At 44.4% G+C, this 14236-nt stretch carries 14 protein-coding genes; 9 read left to right on the top strand and 5 right to left on the bottom strand.

All coding sequences use genetic code 11. The features are described from left to right. Positions 1-128 precede the first annotated feature (128 nt). The 4 genes from NIT04_RS15340 to NIT04_RS15325 all read right to left on the bottom strand — a co-directional run bounded on the left by NIT04_RS15340 (position 129) and on the right by NIT04_RS15325 (position 3710). Positions 129-902, bottom strand: a complete 774-nt coding sequence (locus NIT04_RS15340; RefSeq protein ID WP_252504405.1) for an ABC transporter permease — start codon at positions 900-902, stop codon at positions 129-131. Beyond that, positions 889-1863, bottom strand: coding sequence for an ABC transporter ATP-binding protein (locus NIT04_RS15335; protein WP_252504404.1), 975 nt, complete (start codon positions 1861-1863; stop codon positions 889-891). Before NIT04_RS15335 ends, NIT04_RS15340 begins: the two co-directional genes overlap by 14 nt. A gap of 173 nt (positions 1864-2036) precedes the next feature. Continuing rightward, complete coding sequence (locus NIT04_RS15330) at positions 2037-2264, bottom strand: hypothetical protein (protein WP_252504403.1); 228 nt, start codon at positions 2262-2264, stop codon at positions 2037-2039. A gap of 702 nt (positions 2265-2966) precedes the next feature. Beyond that, positions 2967-3710, bottom strand: coding sequence for an SH3 domain-containing protein (locus NIT04_RS15325; RefSeq protein WP_252505125.1), 744 nt, complete (start codon positions 3708-3710; stop codon positions 2967-2969). Between the two features lie 238 nt (positions 3711-3948). Between NIT04_RS15325 and NIT04_RS15320 the strand changes: the two genes are divergently transcribed. The 5 genes from NIT04_RS15320 (at position 3949) to NIT04_RS15300 (ending at position 7800) form a co-directional block, all read left to right on the top strand. Then, positions 3949-4431, top strand: a complete 483-nt coding sequence (locus NIT04_RS15320; protein ID WP_252504402.1) for a hypothetical protein — start codon at positions 3949-3951, stop codon at positions 4429-4431. Continuing rightward, entirely contained in the window at positions 4428-5666 is a 1239-nt protein-coding gene (locus tag NIT04_RS15315) for a DnaB-like helicase C-terminal domain-containing protein (RefSeq protein ID WP_252504401.1), read from the top strand. Before NIT04_RS15320 ends, NIT04_RS15315 begins: the two co-directional genes overlap by 4 nt. Before the next feature lie 90 nt (positions 5667-5756). Then, positions 5757-6461 carry a CBS domain-containing protein gene (locus NIT04_RS15310; RefSeq protein ID WP_252504400.1) on the top strand — a complete coding sequence of 235 codons (705 nt, stop codon included), beginning with the start codon at positions 5757-5759 and terminating at the stop codon, positions 6459-6461. Between the two features lie 169 nt (positions 6462-6630). Further along, positions 6631-7062, top strand: coding sequence for a hypothetical protein (locus tag NIT04_RS15305; protein ID WP_252504399.1), 432 nt, complete (start codon positions 6631-6633; stop codon positions 7060-7062). 117 nt (positions 7063-7179) lie between these two features. Then, positions 7180-7800, top strand: a complete 621-nt coding sequence (locus tag NIT04_RS15300; protein WP_252504398.1) for a CoA pyrophosphatase — start codon at positions 7180-7182, stop codon at positions 7798-7800. Between the two features lie 159 nt (positions 7801-7959). On the opposite strand, the gene gltS is transcribed toward NIT04_RS15300, so the two are convergent. Then, entirely contained in the window at positions 7960-9150 is a 1191-nt protein-coding gene (gene gltS / locus NIT04_RS15295; RefSeq protein WP_252504397.1) for a sodium/glutamate symporter, read from the bottom strand. Positions 9151-9540: 390 nt separating this feature from the next. On the opposite strand from gltS, the gene NIT04_RS15290 reads away from it, so the two are divergent. The 4 genes from NIT04_RS15290 to NIT04_RS15275 all read left to right on the top strand — a co-directional run bounded on the left by NIT04_RS15290 (position 9541) and on the right by NIT04_RS15275 (position 14225). Beyond that, positions 9541-11037, top strand: a complete 1497-nt coding sequence (locus tag NIT04_RS15290) for an S-layer homology domain-containing protein (protein WP_252504396.1) — start codon at positions 9541-9543, stop codon at positions 11035-11037. 503 nt (positions 11038-11540) lie between these two features. Further along, positions 11541-12710: an amidohydrolase gene (locus NIT04_RS15285; RefSeq protein ID WP_252504395.1), complete on the top strand. Its 1170-nt coding sequence runs from the start codon at positions 11541-11543 to the stop codon at positions 12708-12710. Positions 12711-12767: 57 nt separating this feature from the next. Continuing rightward, entirely contained in the window at positions 12768-13481 is a 714-nt protein-coding gene (locus tag NIT04_RS15280; RefSeq protein ID WP_252504394.1) for a DUF5058 family protein, read from the top strand. Positions 13482-13508: 27 nt separating this feature from the next. Continuing rightward, positions 13509-14225, top strand: coding sequence for a small-conductance mechanosensitive channel (locus tag NIT04_RS15275; RefSeq protein ID WP_252504393.1), 717 nt, complete (start codon positions 13509-13511; stop codon positions 14223-14225). Positions 14226-14236 lie beyond the last annotated feature (11 nt).

Here is a 14236-nt window from a genome sequence, read left to right as displayed (position 1 = left end):
AGCACTGTTTCATAAGATGTCTATGAAGAGCAACCATATGGTGACCATCGTGCATAACTTCAAATGTTTTTTTCATCTTAATATTGACCTCCTTTCGTGCTGTTTTAACAAGTACGTTCCTTTTTCACTTAATAATGCGCTAGCAATCCTTTTTTCATAGCGATTCGTTCACAATAAATGAAAAATAGAAGGCCTAATGCAAGATACACTATCGCGTTAAATCCGAGAATTAAAAAATCCACCACTGTAAACTGACTTAATGTGTAACCATGAATCATCACTTGGCGGACCAGATCTACACCTTTCACAAACGGAAGAAATGCGAAAAACGGTGCAACGTTTAAGGTTACGAACGTTAAAGCGGCCAAAATAAATTGCAATATTTGTAAAAAGGCTCCTACTTGCTTGACGATAATCGAGATTCCCGCAATCATGAATCCTACACCAAACATGCTAATGAGCGTTAAGATAAGGATGGGCATAATGGAAATGACGTCTATATTTAACCATTGATTCGTTGTCGCCATTGATAAGTAGAGCAACCCGATAATAATTAAAAAATAGATTGCTGTTGTTGCGATGAGTCGTGTCGCCATAATTCGCCATACGCCCATTGGAGACATGTAAAGTTGTTCGAGCGTTCCGCGCATTGCTTCGTTCGTTATCGTCCACCCGACACTGTTCATCACCATCATCGCTAAAAACCAAAAAATATAGTTGACGATGGCATATTGGATGTTTGCCTCTTGCGTACTCGGGTCGCCAATCAACTGAATGCCCATAAACATTCCTAAAAAAATAAAGTAAAACGTAAAAACCATAGCAATTGTATTTGGCAAATAACGTTTCAACTCGATATATTCTTTCCGAACATTTGCCTTCAGGAGGTTAGCCCAATACATACTCTTTTTCCCCTTTCACGATTTTCATAAAGATTTGCTCGAAATTTATCGTATCGCGGTCAATCGATTCGACCGTAGTTCCTCCCATTTTGAGCACGTCAAATAACTCGTAAATTTCATCGCTTTTTGTTAGATGAACTTGGATGATATGCTGCATGGAATCTGTAATATAGTTATAGTCCGGGAATTTTTGTAGCAACAATTTCTGTTGATGCTCACTCAAAGCGTCCCCGAGTGTTATTGAATAGGCACGAACTTCAAATAGCTTCATCAAATTCTCCACTTTATCATCCACAATGACTTTTCCGTCATTAATGATCACTGTTCGATCACATAATTCTTGAATGACGTTCATGTCGTGCGAGCTAATGATGATTGTTCGGTTGTATTCATCGACAATCGTACGTAACAATTCGCGCACTTCATACCCTGTTTCCACGTCCAATCCAAGAGTTGGTTCATCCAATAAGATGACATCACTATCCGCAAGCATTGCGACGGCAATCGCAAGTTTTTGCTGCATTCCACGTGAAAGCCGATTGACGAGTTCATTTTCCTTCTCTTTTAAATGAAAGCTTGTTAACAAGACTTCAATTTGATGAGCAACATCTTTTCGTGAAGCACCGCGGTTTCCAGCAAAATATTCAAGGTTTTCCCTAACCGTCAATCGCCAGTACAAATTCCGATTCCCCTCCAACACTGCACTAATATGTCGCAATGCCCCGAGCCGTTTCTCGCGATTGTCCATCCCGTTAATCGTAATTGTTCCAGCGTCAGGAATGAGTAAACCGCAAATCATTTTAATTGTCGTCGTCTTCCCAGCACCGTTAGGCCCTAGTAACCCGACAATTTCGCCTTTATTCACTGTAAAAGAGATGTCATTAACCGCTTGAATGTATTCCTTCGACTTCCGCTTTTTATAGGATTTCATTAAATTTCTAGCCTCAATAATTGGTTCCATCACAAGCATCCTTTCTGCTAAAAAATACCTACTCTACTCAACTTCTACATGACGATATTATTTCCCTGCTTTTAAAGACTAATTCTACTAAATATTGTAATAAATATTTTTGAACAAGAAAAAAGAGCCGTCTAAGCAGCTCCGATCTTCAAGTAAAGCACCCGTTAGTTTAATTACCCTTCCTTCTTGAATGACACAATAATTAAGAGAATGCCAACTAGGAAAAATAGCCCTGTAAAAAGGTTTTCATACAATGGCAATTTCTGCGGAATAGTATCCCACGTTCCAGTATTTATTTTTGCTGCCCAATAAACATATGCAGTTAAGCGTTCAATCGTAAAAATTAGCCCACTAGTTAAAATGAATAACGACCCTAAAATTAAACTTGTTTTTTTATCCATTAGACTTCCTCCCAAAATGCCACATCCCCGTCCATACGCATTAGTTATCCTTCATCAACGAAAATCAATAACCATTTATTGTGAACTGATATACGTTAAAGACAAACCACATAAATAGAAGAAGATGTGCTACTAAGTTCAGTATAATTGAAGATTTTTTGTACAGCTTTCTCTTCAAATAAAATAAAATTAAAAGTAAGAAAATCAGTTGTATCAATAACATTGGGATACTGATAACAAGAAAAATCATAAATTCCTCGGCTTCGGTTAACATGTACCCTTTACTCTCGTCAAGCCTACTTAGCGTAACAAAAATTTCAGCGGTTTTAGTAGAAACCCATAGAAAGCAGAAGTTTATTATGAAAAATAAAATCCCTATGATTTTGTGGAAACTACTCAATGCATTGCCCCCCTTTAGGAACATTAAATGTCTCATCTTAACATCCCTTTACCATTTGATCCTTCTTCACCAACCTGCCTCATTAGTTGCAGATCATCATTTCATAATCTTTAATTTATTTTAGCACAGATTATTTATCTTCCTAGATTTTCCTTATATCCAGTAAACAAGTGTTATAACTATAGAGCATCTAAATGTTGATACAACAACAAAAGCAGGGACACCAATTCATATGCGAATGGTGTCCCTGAACATTATGTTCTTTTATTGTATTCTCTCCATCAACGCGAACCCGTTAGACTTTATTTCCCTTCCTTCACAGAAGCTAACTCTGTAAAGATCTTGCCATTTTTATTTGTACTTTTTATGATGCCGATTCCTTTTGCAAAGTATTCTCTGGAACCATCTGGATAACGAAGAATGACGACGTTCTTGAATGTACCGGCTTTCACGGTTACGGTTTTCGTCGTGCTTTCAACCAAAACCTTTTGGTCCTCGTACATGTCCGACGAATCTGTTGTGTACGTCCCTTGTTCCAATGGTAAGGGAACGAAGACGAAGGCGAAGTCGGAATTCGATACACCCATCAGCAATCTTTTTCCGTCATCGATATAGGTGAAGTCCGAAAAATCCGTGTACGGAGGACTCTTTTTATTATATAAGTACGTGTATTCATTTTCTTTTTCTACAGAGAACGTCTCCTTCTCATCAACCAGGAACGATGGTTCGTACGTAAGGATCAACCCTTCTTTCGGCGTCAGCCCACCGGTAACAGTCGTTGATGCGGCTTTCGGTTTATTCTTAGATAAAGCGGACGTGTACACATACCCCTTGCTTTTTCCGGCTTGTACGTAGGACCATCCTTTTGATGAGGACAATACAGTTACTTTCGTGTGATTTTGAATTGTGCCGATCTTTTTAGCGTTTTGTTTTGGTTCCGCACGCAGGATGATATCATTTTTCGCATGTACATACATCTCGGTTTTCGCCGCTGCGGTTGTCTGCTGAGGAAAGGCATAGGAACAACCAAGGATCAACACCATCATTGCCAAGAGTATTTTTCTAATTTGAATCACTCCTTACTGAATAGTTTCTACTAGACGAGGGTATGAAGCGAGTTTGGGAAATAGAACATAGGAGAACCTTCAACACCAACCGATCAAGGGGAGGTGTTTTTTCATTTCAAAAAAATATTTTTCTCTTTTAGTATCCTTTTCCCTAATTCACATCTATATAACGAATGAAAGGACTGATCAAAACATTTATGAGGAGAGGAAGAGGAAAATGAACGGTTGGATTAAATTACATCGCGCAATATTGGATAGCCCGGTTTGGCAGGATTCGACAGCTGAGCAAAAGGTCATTTTAGTGACGATGCTCCTAATGGCGAATTACAAGGAGAGGGAGTGGGAGTGGGGAGGAGACGTGTATTCATTGCAGCCCGGACAGTTCGTCACTTCGCTTCCGACGTTAGTTCACCGGTGTGGAAAAGGGGTCACGGAAGCGAAAATCCGGACTGCCTTGAAAAAATTTGCTTCGTACGGATTTTTGACAGACAAATCGACAAACAAAAATCGGGTCATAACGATTATGAAATGGGCGTTTTATCAAGAAAATGATGCACGCGTGACAGGCGATTTCGCAGACAAACATCGGACAAAGCACCGACTAAACACACCTAGTAAGAATGAAAGAAAGAAGAATAAAAGAAAAGAATTATTAGTGAATGAATTTAAGTTAGATCTGACGAAGGGGGAAGCGATGTGATTGCGGAGAAAGCGGTTCTCGGTTCGATGTTGAAGGAGAATTATTTGATAACGGATTCGGGGCTCTCGGTTTTCCAATTCACAAATCCGGTCCATAAGATGATCTTCCAGTCGATGAAGGAGCTTCATGCTGCAGGGAAGACGGTTGATTTTGTCACTCTACTTACTACATATAGCCCGCAAGATTTGGGCGGGGCGAATTATGTGAAAGACCTTACGAATTATGCGCATATCGAGAAGTTCGATGATTACGTCGGGGTGATGTTGGATGTTTGGCGGGAGCGTGAAAAGCAAAACGTACTGCATATTGCAGGGCAGGAAAATTGGCCGATCGACCGGGTCATGAGTGAGCTTGATGCGCTTATGGATAATCGTGTGAGCGACCATTCCGCGATTGCCGATTTGCTGATGGATGTGTACGAGGATCCTTTCGTCAAGAAGGAGATTGCGGATGGTGCGCCGTCAGGCATTGGGAAGCTGGACGAAATGACGAATGGATTCCAGGACGGTGAATTGATCATTTTGGCTGGACGGCCGAGCATGGGGAAGTCCGACATCATGCTGCATATCGCGAAGCACGCCGGATGGCAAGGGCGTCTGCCAATCATCTTTTCACTTGAAATGTCGGATGCGAGTTTGACGGATCGGCTCCTTGCATCGACGGGACGGTTTTCGAGAATCCGGATGCGTGATCCTTATGCGTTATTCAGTGATGCGCAAAAGGGGAATTGGGTGAAAACGATTGGCAGAGTGGCGGAAACGAATATCCAGTTTTACGACCGGAGCAGGCAGACCGTTGCGGAAATGCGGATGAAGGTGCGGAAGATGATCCATGCATATCCCGGTAGGAAGCCGGTCATCTTGATTGACTATTTGACGTTAATTCATTCGGAAGATAACAGTGCCAACAAGCATTTGCAAGTGTCCCAGATCACGAAGGATTTGAAGGCGATGGCGCGCGAGTTCAATTGCCCGGTCATTACGCTTGCGCAGTTGAGCCGGGCGGTCGAACAGCGGCATGACAAGCGGCCGCTCATGTCGGACTTGCGGGAATCGGGTTCAATTGAGGAGGACGCGGATGTCATCGTCTTTTTATACCGCGACGCGTATTACTCAAAGGATGAGAACGATAATGTCATGGAGCTGATTGTATCGAAGAACAGGAACGGTCCAGTCGGCACGGCGTATGCAGCTTATAACAAATTTACGGGAGAGGTTGTGGGGATTGGAGCGTAAGTCATTTAAAAGTGGAGCATGCACAGTAGACAGTTAGTTGATGATGAAAAAAAACGGGTATACTGCTTTCAAAAGGAGTTGCATGAGCTGATGACTGTGAAAAATTCAGAGCGTTTTATTGTCGCTTATAACCGGATTGAGAAAATACTTGCTGAAAAAGCGGATGGCGATGAGTATACCCCGTTTTATCGCCTTATTGATAAAGTGAAGATTACAAACTCCGTTGTTCGCAAATACGAAGACGATTTACGGGAGTTAGGGGATTTGCGTAATGCAATCGTCCATAATCGAACAGACATCGACTATGTTATTGCTGAACCTCATGATGAAATTGTGGAGCGAATCGAATTGATTGAAGAGAAATTAAGCAATCCCCTTCGTGTAGGTGCTCTTTTCGGCTGTAAAGTGCATACTTTGCAAGCGGAGGATCCTTTAACTGCTGCCTTACAGTTGATGGCCGATAGTAGGTTCACCCAAGTTCCGTTTTACGAGGATGGAAAATTTAAGGGCTTGATTACGGCTGCTGGCATTACGTATTGGTTGGCCGGTCATTCGACAGAAGACGCCCTTCCCCGGGAAATACCGACACTTTCTGATATTTACAATTATGAAAACCGTAAAGAGTCATTTGAATTTGTCGACAAGGATCTTTCTGTGTATGAAGCTGAAGATTATTTCAAGCGGGCGATTACAAGAGGGGTACGTTTGGAAGCATTGCTCATTACAGAAAATGGTCATGCAGATGGAGAATTGATTGGGATCATTAGACCTTTTGATGTGTTGAAAATCCAATGATATGAAGCAACAGCACCACCCATCGACAAAAAAGTCGATTTAGGGTCGGTGTTTTTTTATGGGGAAAAATATATTTTCTTTTGCAGTATCCTTTTCCCGGATTCGAGTCTATATAACTAATGAATGGAGTGGTCTTACACGACCAACTATACGGGGGAGGTTGCGAGGATTGGAATCGACAGTGCGGGAGCTTCTTCATGACGCGATTTATTATGATGTGCCGAATATGGCGCATGCCGTTTATTACGCAGTGCAGCAAGGGCTTGTGAAGCTGGATGATCCTGAAAGCCGGATTCCTTTTCGGGAGTTGGATTATGAGGCGATTGGGAAAATGCGGGAGGAGAATTGGTTGCAGATGTGCACGGTGAAACTGTTCGTCGTGCGGATGGGAGGGAAGCGGTATGCGGTGTACTTGGCGGAAACGGAGGAGGAAGTGAGGGCGCAACATCGGAAGATTTACGGCGAGTTTGCCGGGCGAGTGACTGATGCAAGTGGCAGGATGGATGCGTCGTATTATTGTGAAGGGACGGGGAAGGAGCGGTCATTTTGGGAGTTGAAGCGGGAGGTGGTGGATTTTCCGTATTTTGTGGGGGAGTTTTAAGTTACAGGCGCTTCATGGAGCATGACAGCAACTTGATTCAGAAAGAATGTTTGTTACTATTTAGTAGTAAGACAAAGTGAATCAGCAACGACTTGCTGCAGGGTGGGGGATGATTTCATGAATCAGAAAAAATGGAGAGAACAGTTGCGAAACAATAAAGAGTTATTTATTGGCGAAGCGACTGCTTTCCGTTCGGCTGTTTTAATTCCACTTGTTGAGGTGGAAGGGGAATGGTGTGTGCTGTTCGAAGTCCGTTCGTCGACGATGAGGAGCCAGCCTGGAGATATTTGCTTTCCTGGTGGCCGAATAGATCCTACCGATGAATCGCCTCTTTTCGCGGCTTTGCGGGAAACGCATGAAGAGCTTGGGGTGAATCCTAATACTGTAGAAGTGCTAGGCCAGCTAAGTCCGTATATTGCGTCACCGTCATTTGTTGTCTATCCGTTTGCTGGAGTTGTAGACTATAAGGAAATCATTCGGTCTTATAATAAAAATGAGGTTGAAGATGTGTTCACCGTGCCGCTTCAATATCTTCTTGAGCACGAACCGTATATGCACCCCGTTATGGTGAATCTCTCGCCTGATTCCAATTTTCCATACGACAAAATCCGGAATGGAGTGAACTATCAATGGAGGGGGCGTACGATGGAAGAATGGTTCTTCGAGTACGGACCTTACACGATTTGGGGACTGACGGCGAGAAATTTGAAGCATTTTATTGATGTTATCCGGAAATAACTTTCAGGTGCCTGTGTAATACACTATTCAGCCAATTCACTACAATTGCATAAATATAAAATGAGAAGCCGGGAAAACCAGCTTCTCATTTATTATTATTCAAATTGGTTGAATTAACATGAATGTTTCTTACACAGGCACCGACAAGATTCCGACAATTTATTTCGGTGCCAACAGGTTAATGGTTGTGATGATGATCGGTGCGCTGAAGACGACGTCCATCAGAAACGCGCCGACGATCGGGACGACGAGGAACGCGGTGCGTGAAGGGCCGAACTTACTCACAGTGGCACCCATATTGGCCATCGCATTTGGCGTAGCACCGAGTCCGTGGCCGAGGAAACCGGAAATCATGACCGCTGCATCATAATCCTTGCCGAGTGCGCGGAACATGATGAACACGGAGAATGCGACAATGAAGACCACTTGAACGAGGATAATTCCCACGAGTGGAAGCGCAAGTCCTGCAAGTTCCCATAGTTTGATGCTCATGAGTGCCATGGATAGGAAAATGGCGAGCGACACGTCTCCGATTAGATTGATTTCCTTCATGTTGATAGTTCCCGGCAAGAAACGGTCCATGATGTTGCGGATGAGCACCGCAAAGAACATCGCGCCTATGTAGCCGGGCAAGACGAAGCCGGTCGCTTCGGTGAACAAGTCGCCAAGGATTATCCCGCATGCCATCGCTAACGTGATCAGCGTCACTTGAATCATGAACGAATGTTGGCCGATCGGCTTTTCATCCTCTTCCACATACTCTGCAACTGTGCCTTCTTTCGGCTTCAAGTCATACTTGCCAATTAGGTGCCGGGCGATCGGACCACCGGACAGGCTTCCGCAGATCAATCCGAGTGTCGCTGCGGCCATTCCTATCGTCACGGCGGATGCGACGCCGAGACCTTCGATCGTCGTCCCGTATGCAGCCGCTCCACCGTGTCCGCCGCTCATCGACACGGCGCCGCTCATGACGCCAAGCAACGGATCGATATTGAAAACTTTCGCAAGGGAAACGCCAATTACGTTCTGCATGAAAACGGTTACGCCGCACAGCAGCAAATAGATGATCAAGAGCTTGCCGCCAAGCTTGATCAGTTTAAAACTTGCACCGAGTCCAACTGTCGTGAAAAAGGCGACCATGAACAAGGATTGCAAGGATGTATCTAATGAGACTTCCACAATGCCGGACGATTTCAAGATGAGTGCGACTATCGCGAACAGCAGACCGCCGACGACCGGAGCAGGAATGAGGAACCGGTCAAGGATGCCGATCCGGTTGACAAGCGCCGTGCCGAGCAAGTACAGTGCTGCAGCTAGAAACAATGTTGTGATCTGGTTAAGTTCAATCATGCAATTTCACCTTTCCTTTACGTCGAGAGGACGATGTGATGCTCTATCCCTCTCCTTTATACTGGCCACAGTATTTCTGTTTTGGGACGAATCAATGGGCCTTATCTATGTACGATACCCATTTGGGAATTAAACACGCATGGCCTATCCTAAAAATGTAACAAATCTATAAGCAACTTGGAACAGTATAGTAATATAAAATTATCTTGGCAATAGTCTTGAAAAATAGATAAATCAAGTAAGTGCTGCGCGACCGCTTGGTTGCACACTTAATAAATGAGCAGTTAAGTTCTTTTATTAATATTTAAATCTTTTTGAAACTTTTCCCGGAATCTCTCGTCTGTACGTTATCAAAAATAGAATTATAAAAGACAGGAAGGATAGGGAAAAATGAAGAAAAAACTAGTTACGGCATTTTTAGCATTGGTAATGACGTTCAGTTTTCCGCTGACCGGAACCGCGGAAGGCAAACAGCAATTCTCTGACGTGCCTCCTACGAAGCATTTTGCAGAAGCGGTGAATGAACTCGCTGAACGCAATATCATCGGCGGGTATCCGGATGGCACGTTCAAGCCGGGGAATCCGATTACTCGGGGGCAGGCAGCGGCCCTCATCGTGAAGTTGATCGGGTTAGATACAGAGAAAGTGAAGGATCCAGGTTTTAAGGATGTGACGCCTGCAAACGGCTATTACAAGGCGATTGCTGCGTTGGCGGAGAAGGAAATTATCGGAGGCTACGCGGACGGCCGTTACGGTCCGAATGATCCAATCACGCGGGGGCAGATGGCGTCGATTCTCGTGAAAGCATTCGATTTGCCGCGCTATGACATCCCGGAATACGAAAGTCCGTTCAAAGATGTGAAACCGTTCGTTTCGCACACGCCGAACATTTTGATTATCCATCGTCTCGGCATCACGGCGGGAACGTCTCCGACAACCTTCAGCCCGAATGCCTCCATCACGAGGGGCCAGGCGGCAAAACTGATGAAAGCAACCGAAGAAGCGAAGCCGCAGATGAAGACGCTCCATGGAAGCGACTTCGGCTGGAAAAAGATCGCGTGGTTCAACGACAGTGAAAAAAATCCGGGCGTCTTCAAGGCGGCATTGGCGAGGGGCAGGGACACGCCGGCAGGCTACACGGGCGACCGTCTACAACTCGTCCCGTTGAAGGAAGGAACCGGCACGCTCAGCTTTGGGGAGGGGAGCGTCTATTTTCCGAATGAAGTGAAACACAAAAAATATTATGTGCATGTTAAGAAAACGGATGGCGTATGGGAGTTGACAATGGAAGAGACGGACGAACTGTTCCCGACAGCCGCTGCGCTTGAAATGACGCTTGAGCAGACGAAGCAGGTGGAGCGGGTTGCCCTGTCGACGATGGAAGGGGAGGAGCTGACGGATGACGCACCGTTCAACTACTGTAAAACAGGCGTGCGCGACAATATTTGTATCGATATTGACAAGCCGGGCCTATACATTGCCACAGTCCGCTACAAGGGCGGCGAGGAAATTCGATACGGCATAGAGGCTCAGCAAAAAACAGCCCACTTCTATTACGAAATCGGAACGCTGCAGGAGAGAACGACGCATTCGGTTGACCTAAGTAATGATGAATACTACTCCGTAAAGCCCGGGCACAAAATCGGTGCGTTTAACATCCCGGAAAGTTCCGAGCAGATCGCTGTTGTCATGAGGGAGAAAGGCACCAACATTTTTCGTGCGGAAGCAAAGAAAGCCGGCACATTTGAAGTGATATTCCCAGATGACCGCGTTCACGTCTACCCTGACAGCGCTGTCTACTTTGAAGGCGTCAAAATCGAAGTTCGGCAGCTGGGAACGATTTTACGCGTAACGGTATGGCCATATCTGCATGATTACTGGATATGACGAGGAATATCGATCATTTCCGGCGGGTTATCGTTCATTTCCCAGAAGTTATCGATCAATTCACGGGAGATATCGTTCATTTCCCAAGAGTTATCGATCATTTCCCGAGTTATATGGTCATTTTGTGACTTTCGACCTACCGGAAGCACACCTTATTTGAAAGAAAAAACGTGCTGGTTGATTGAAATATTGAAGTTTCCAAACACCACCTATTGATTCCAATCAAGAGGTGGTGTTTTTTCTTTGTAACGGAAGTACTGTTATAAAACAGCTATACTACTACTTTCATTACAGAACACAGATGCCTGAAAAGTAAATAAGTTTGCGGAGTGGTTAAATATAATTAAAAAATTTATAATGTCCGAATAGCCTTGCACCTCATTTGTCAGTCCTGTATAGTGGTGAAATCAAAAGAGTCAAACAATCATGTTGTTATATAGCAACCTCGTTTAGGTGTCGAACCCTACTTAAAATAACAATTTCAAAATGGGAGGAATCGTACAATGCTAGAAAAAATGTTCACTAGGTTGGATGAAGTTTATCCTGAACTAGTAGAGTTCAGAAGGGACCTTCATATGTATCCGGAGCTCTCACACACAGAAGTCAACACACCTAGGAAGGTCGCGGAGTTTTTAGACTCTCTCGGAATCGATGTGAAGACAGGTGTTGGGGGCCGTGGTGTCGTTGGGACGTTAAAAGGAGACAAGCCTGGAAAAACGGTGGCGCTACGAGCGGATTTTGATGCGCTTCCAATCCAAGAAGAGAATAATCTTGACTATAAATCTCGAATTCCGGGTGTCATGCATGCTTGCGGCCATGATTTACATACCGCTGCCTTACTTGGCGTTGCTAAAGTTCTTAGTGAAAACAAAGACAAACTCGCTGGTTCAGTCGTCTTTATTCATCAGTTCGCCGAGGAAGTGATTCCCGGGGGAGCAAAGCCAATGATTGAAGACGGTTGTCTTGATGGGGTGGATGTCATCTATGGTGCACACGTCAGTTCAATGGATCCTCTCGGTGTTATCGGTTTTAAAGAAGGGGAAGCAATGGCGGCGGGGGACACGTTTGAAATTGAAATTTACGGCAAAGGTGGCCATGCAGCTACGCCTCACTTAACCGTGGATCCGCTTATTGCCGGTGCACAAGTTCTCTTAAATATACAACAGATTGTCAGTCGACAAGTAAATCCCGTCAAACCGGCTGTCGTGACAGTGGCAACATTTGAAGGCGGTGACAGTTTTAACGTCATCCCGGATTCGGCACGGATCAGAGGAACTGTCCGCACGTTTGATGAAGATGTTCGTGACAAGATTGAAGCATCCCTTGAAAAGGTTGTCGTGTCAACTTGTGAAGCTGTTGGTGCAAAAGCCGAGTTTAGATATGTTCGTGGTTACCCTGCTGTCATCAATGACCCTGCAGAAACAAACCGCGTTGAAAGAGTTGCGCGAGACCTGTTTGATCATGAATTAATTAAACATATTCCAGCTCAAATGGGGATGGAAGACTTCGCCTACTATTTAAAGGAAGTGCCCGGAACATTTTTTTGGGTGGGAGGTGCGCTGGAAAACGATGTCTATCCTCATCACCATCCTAAGTTTAATGTTGACGAAAGAGCAATGATCTCAATCGGAAGGCTTTTCATCGCATCTGTATTTGATTATCTGACGGAATAAAATATTGGTCGTATCGTAGTCGAATATAATCAGAAAACCTTGGAAGGAGAATTGTACATGCCGGAAAATGTAATGAGTTTTGCTAACGGTACTGTCGTGTGGATCGTTGCTTTTTTCGTAATGGGTGTCGTCATTTTTCAAGCTTTAAAATTCATGAGCATTGCTAAAAAAGCCGCCCCTGATGCAGGATTAACACCTGCGGAAGTGTCAAGGGCGATCAGGACAGGCTTTATTAGCTCACTAGGACCTTCATTCGGGATTGCCATTGTTATCGTTTCGTTAATCGCACTCCTTGGTCCACCGATCACAATGATGCGAATCGGAATTATCGGCTCGGCCGCAACAGAAACTGCGGCAGCTCATATTGGTGCAAAAGCTTTCGGCGTTGAGCTAGGGGGCGCTGGATTTAATGAAAAAGCGTTTGCTACAGTCGTTTGGACGATGTGTTTAGGTGGAATGGGCTGGCTCCTCGTCACATTCCTTTTCACAAAATCTCTTGGAAAAGCAGAGAAGGCAATCCGCAGGAAAAACCCTAAAGCGGTTGCAAGTATTTCATTGGCAGCCATGCTTGGTGCATTCGGATATTTAGCAAGCGAGCAAATGCTCAAAGGGTTGGGCTTTTTCTTCGCAGGAATCGCTTCACTCGGAATCATGATTGTCTGCATGTCAATTGCCGATAAGAAAAATATAAGTTGGCTACGCGAATGGTCACTTGGGATTTCAATGGTTTGTGGAATGATTGTCGGAACGATGGTTATTGCTCTTACCTAAAATTTTTATAGTTAAGGAGGAATGAAAATGAGCATGAGTCAAGAGGTTGTCCGTGCAGCTTCCAAAGCAAAAGCTAAGTCTGCTAGTAGTTCAATGACGAGGTTTCATGAACAGTCCCACTTCTGGGGGCGCTTAACGATTTTATTAGTCATGCTTGCTTCAGTCGGATTACCGATGTACTTGTCTTTCGTACTCGGTGCCCATCCGGGATGGGGAGCAATTTTTGCCGGACTGCTAGGGTATGCAGCGTTTATTGGAGTGTTATGGATTGTTGAACCTGTCACATACTTCCCGATTCTCGGAATTGGCGGAACGTATATCGCCTTTTTGTCCGGAAATATTGCGAATCTATGCGTCCCTTGTTCATCGGCTGCCCAAAAAGCTGTCGGAGCAGAACTTGGAACGCAAAAAGCCGAAATAGCTGGAGTACTCGGTATTGCCCTCGCTTCTTTAACGAATACGATCGTCATCATTTTGACTGTTTTGGGCGGAACATTTATCGTCAACCTAATCCCCGAATCAATCCAAGCATCATTTGTATTCGTCCTTCCTGCTATTTTTGGTGCAGTGCTAGGGCAATTTGCCTTTAGCAAGCCAAAATACGGTGTCATGGCGGTACTCATCGGAATAGGGGTCTTTTTCTCACCAATCCCATCCTTACTAAAAATTGCTTCTTGTGTTGCGATTTCAATCGCTATCATTTATAACGTGGAAAAAGCGAAAGATAAGAAAGCGAACGCTTAATAGGGGGAAAT

The organism is Sporosarcina sp. Marseille-Q4943, assembly GCF_943736995.1.
Taxonomy (GTDB): Bacteria; Bacillota; Bacilli; order Bacillales_A; family Planococcaceae; genus Sporosarcina.
The sequence above is the reverse complement of the archived record's forward strand: the minus strand, read 5'-3'. Positions and strand labels throughout refer to the sequence as shown.

Bases quoted from the DNA above. Each gene is read 5' to 3' on its own strand.
- NIT04_RS15340 (WP_252504405.1), bottom strand. From the start codon at position 902: ATGTATTGGGCTAACCTCCTGAAGGCAAATGTTCGGAAAGAATATATC.
- NIT04_RS15290 (WP_252504396.1), top strand. From the start codon at position 9,541: ATGAAGAAAAAACTAGTTACGGCATTTTTAGCATTGGTAATGACGTTC.
- NIT04_RS15310 (WP_252504400.1), top strand. From the start codon at position 5,757: ATGACTGTGAAAAATTCAGAGCGTTTTATTGTCGCTTATAACCGGATT.
- NIT04_RS15335 (WP_252504404.1), bottom strand. From the start codon at position 1,863: ATGGAACCAATTATTGAGGCTAGAAATTTAATGAAATCCTATAAAAAG.
- NIT04_RS15330 (WP_252504403.1), bottom strand. From the start codon at position 2,264: ATGGATAAAAAAACAAGTTTAATTTTAGGGTCGTTATTCATTTTAACT.
- NIT04_RS15320 (WP_252504402.1), top strand. From the start codon at position 3,949: ATGAACGGTTGGATTAAATTACATCGCGCAATATTGGATAGCCCGGTT.
- NIT04_RS15275 (WP_252504393.1), top strand. From the start codon at position 13,509: ATGAGCATGAGTCAAGAGGTTGTCCGTGCAGCTTCCAAAGCAAAAGCT.
- gltS (WP_252504397.1), bottom strand. From the start codon at position 9,150: ATGATTGAACTTAACCAGATCACAACATTGTTTCTAGCTGCAGCACTG.
- NIT04_RS15300 (WP_252504398.1), top strand. From the start codon at position 7,180: ATGAATCAGAAAAAATGGAGAGAACAGTTGCGAAACAATAAAGAGTTA.
- NIT04_RS15285 (WP_252504395.1), top strand. From the start codon at position 11,541: ATGCTAGAAAAAATGTTCACTAGGTTGGATGAAGTTTATCCTGAACTA.
- NIT04_RS15280 (WP_252504394.1), top strand. From the start codon at position 12,768: ATGCCGGAAAATGTAATGAGTTTTGCTAACGGTACTGTCGTGTGGATC.
- NIT04_RS15325 (WP_252505125.1), bottom strand. From the start codon at position 3,710: ATGATGGTGTTGATCCTTGGTTGTTCCTATGCCTTTCCTCAGCAGACA.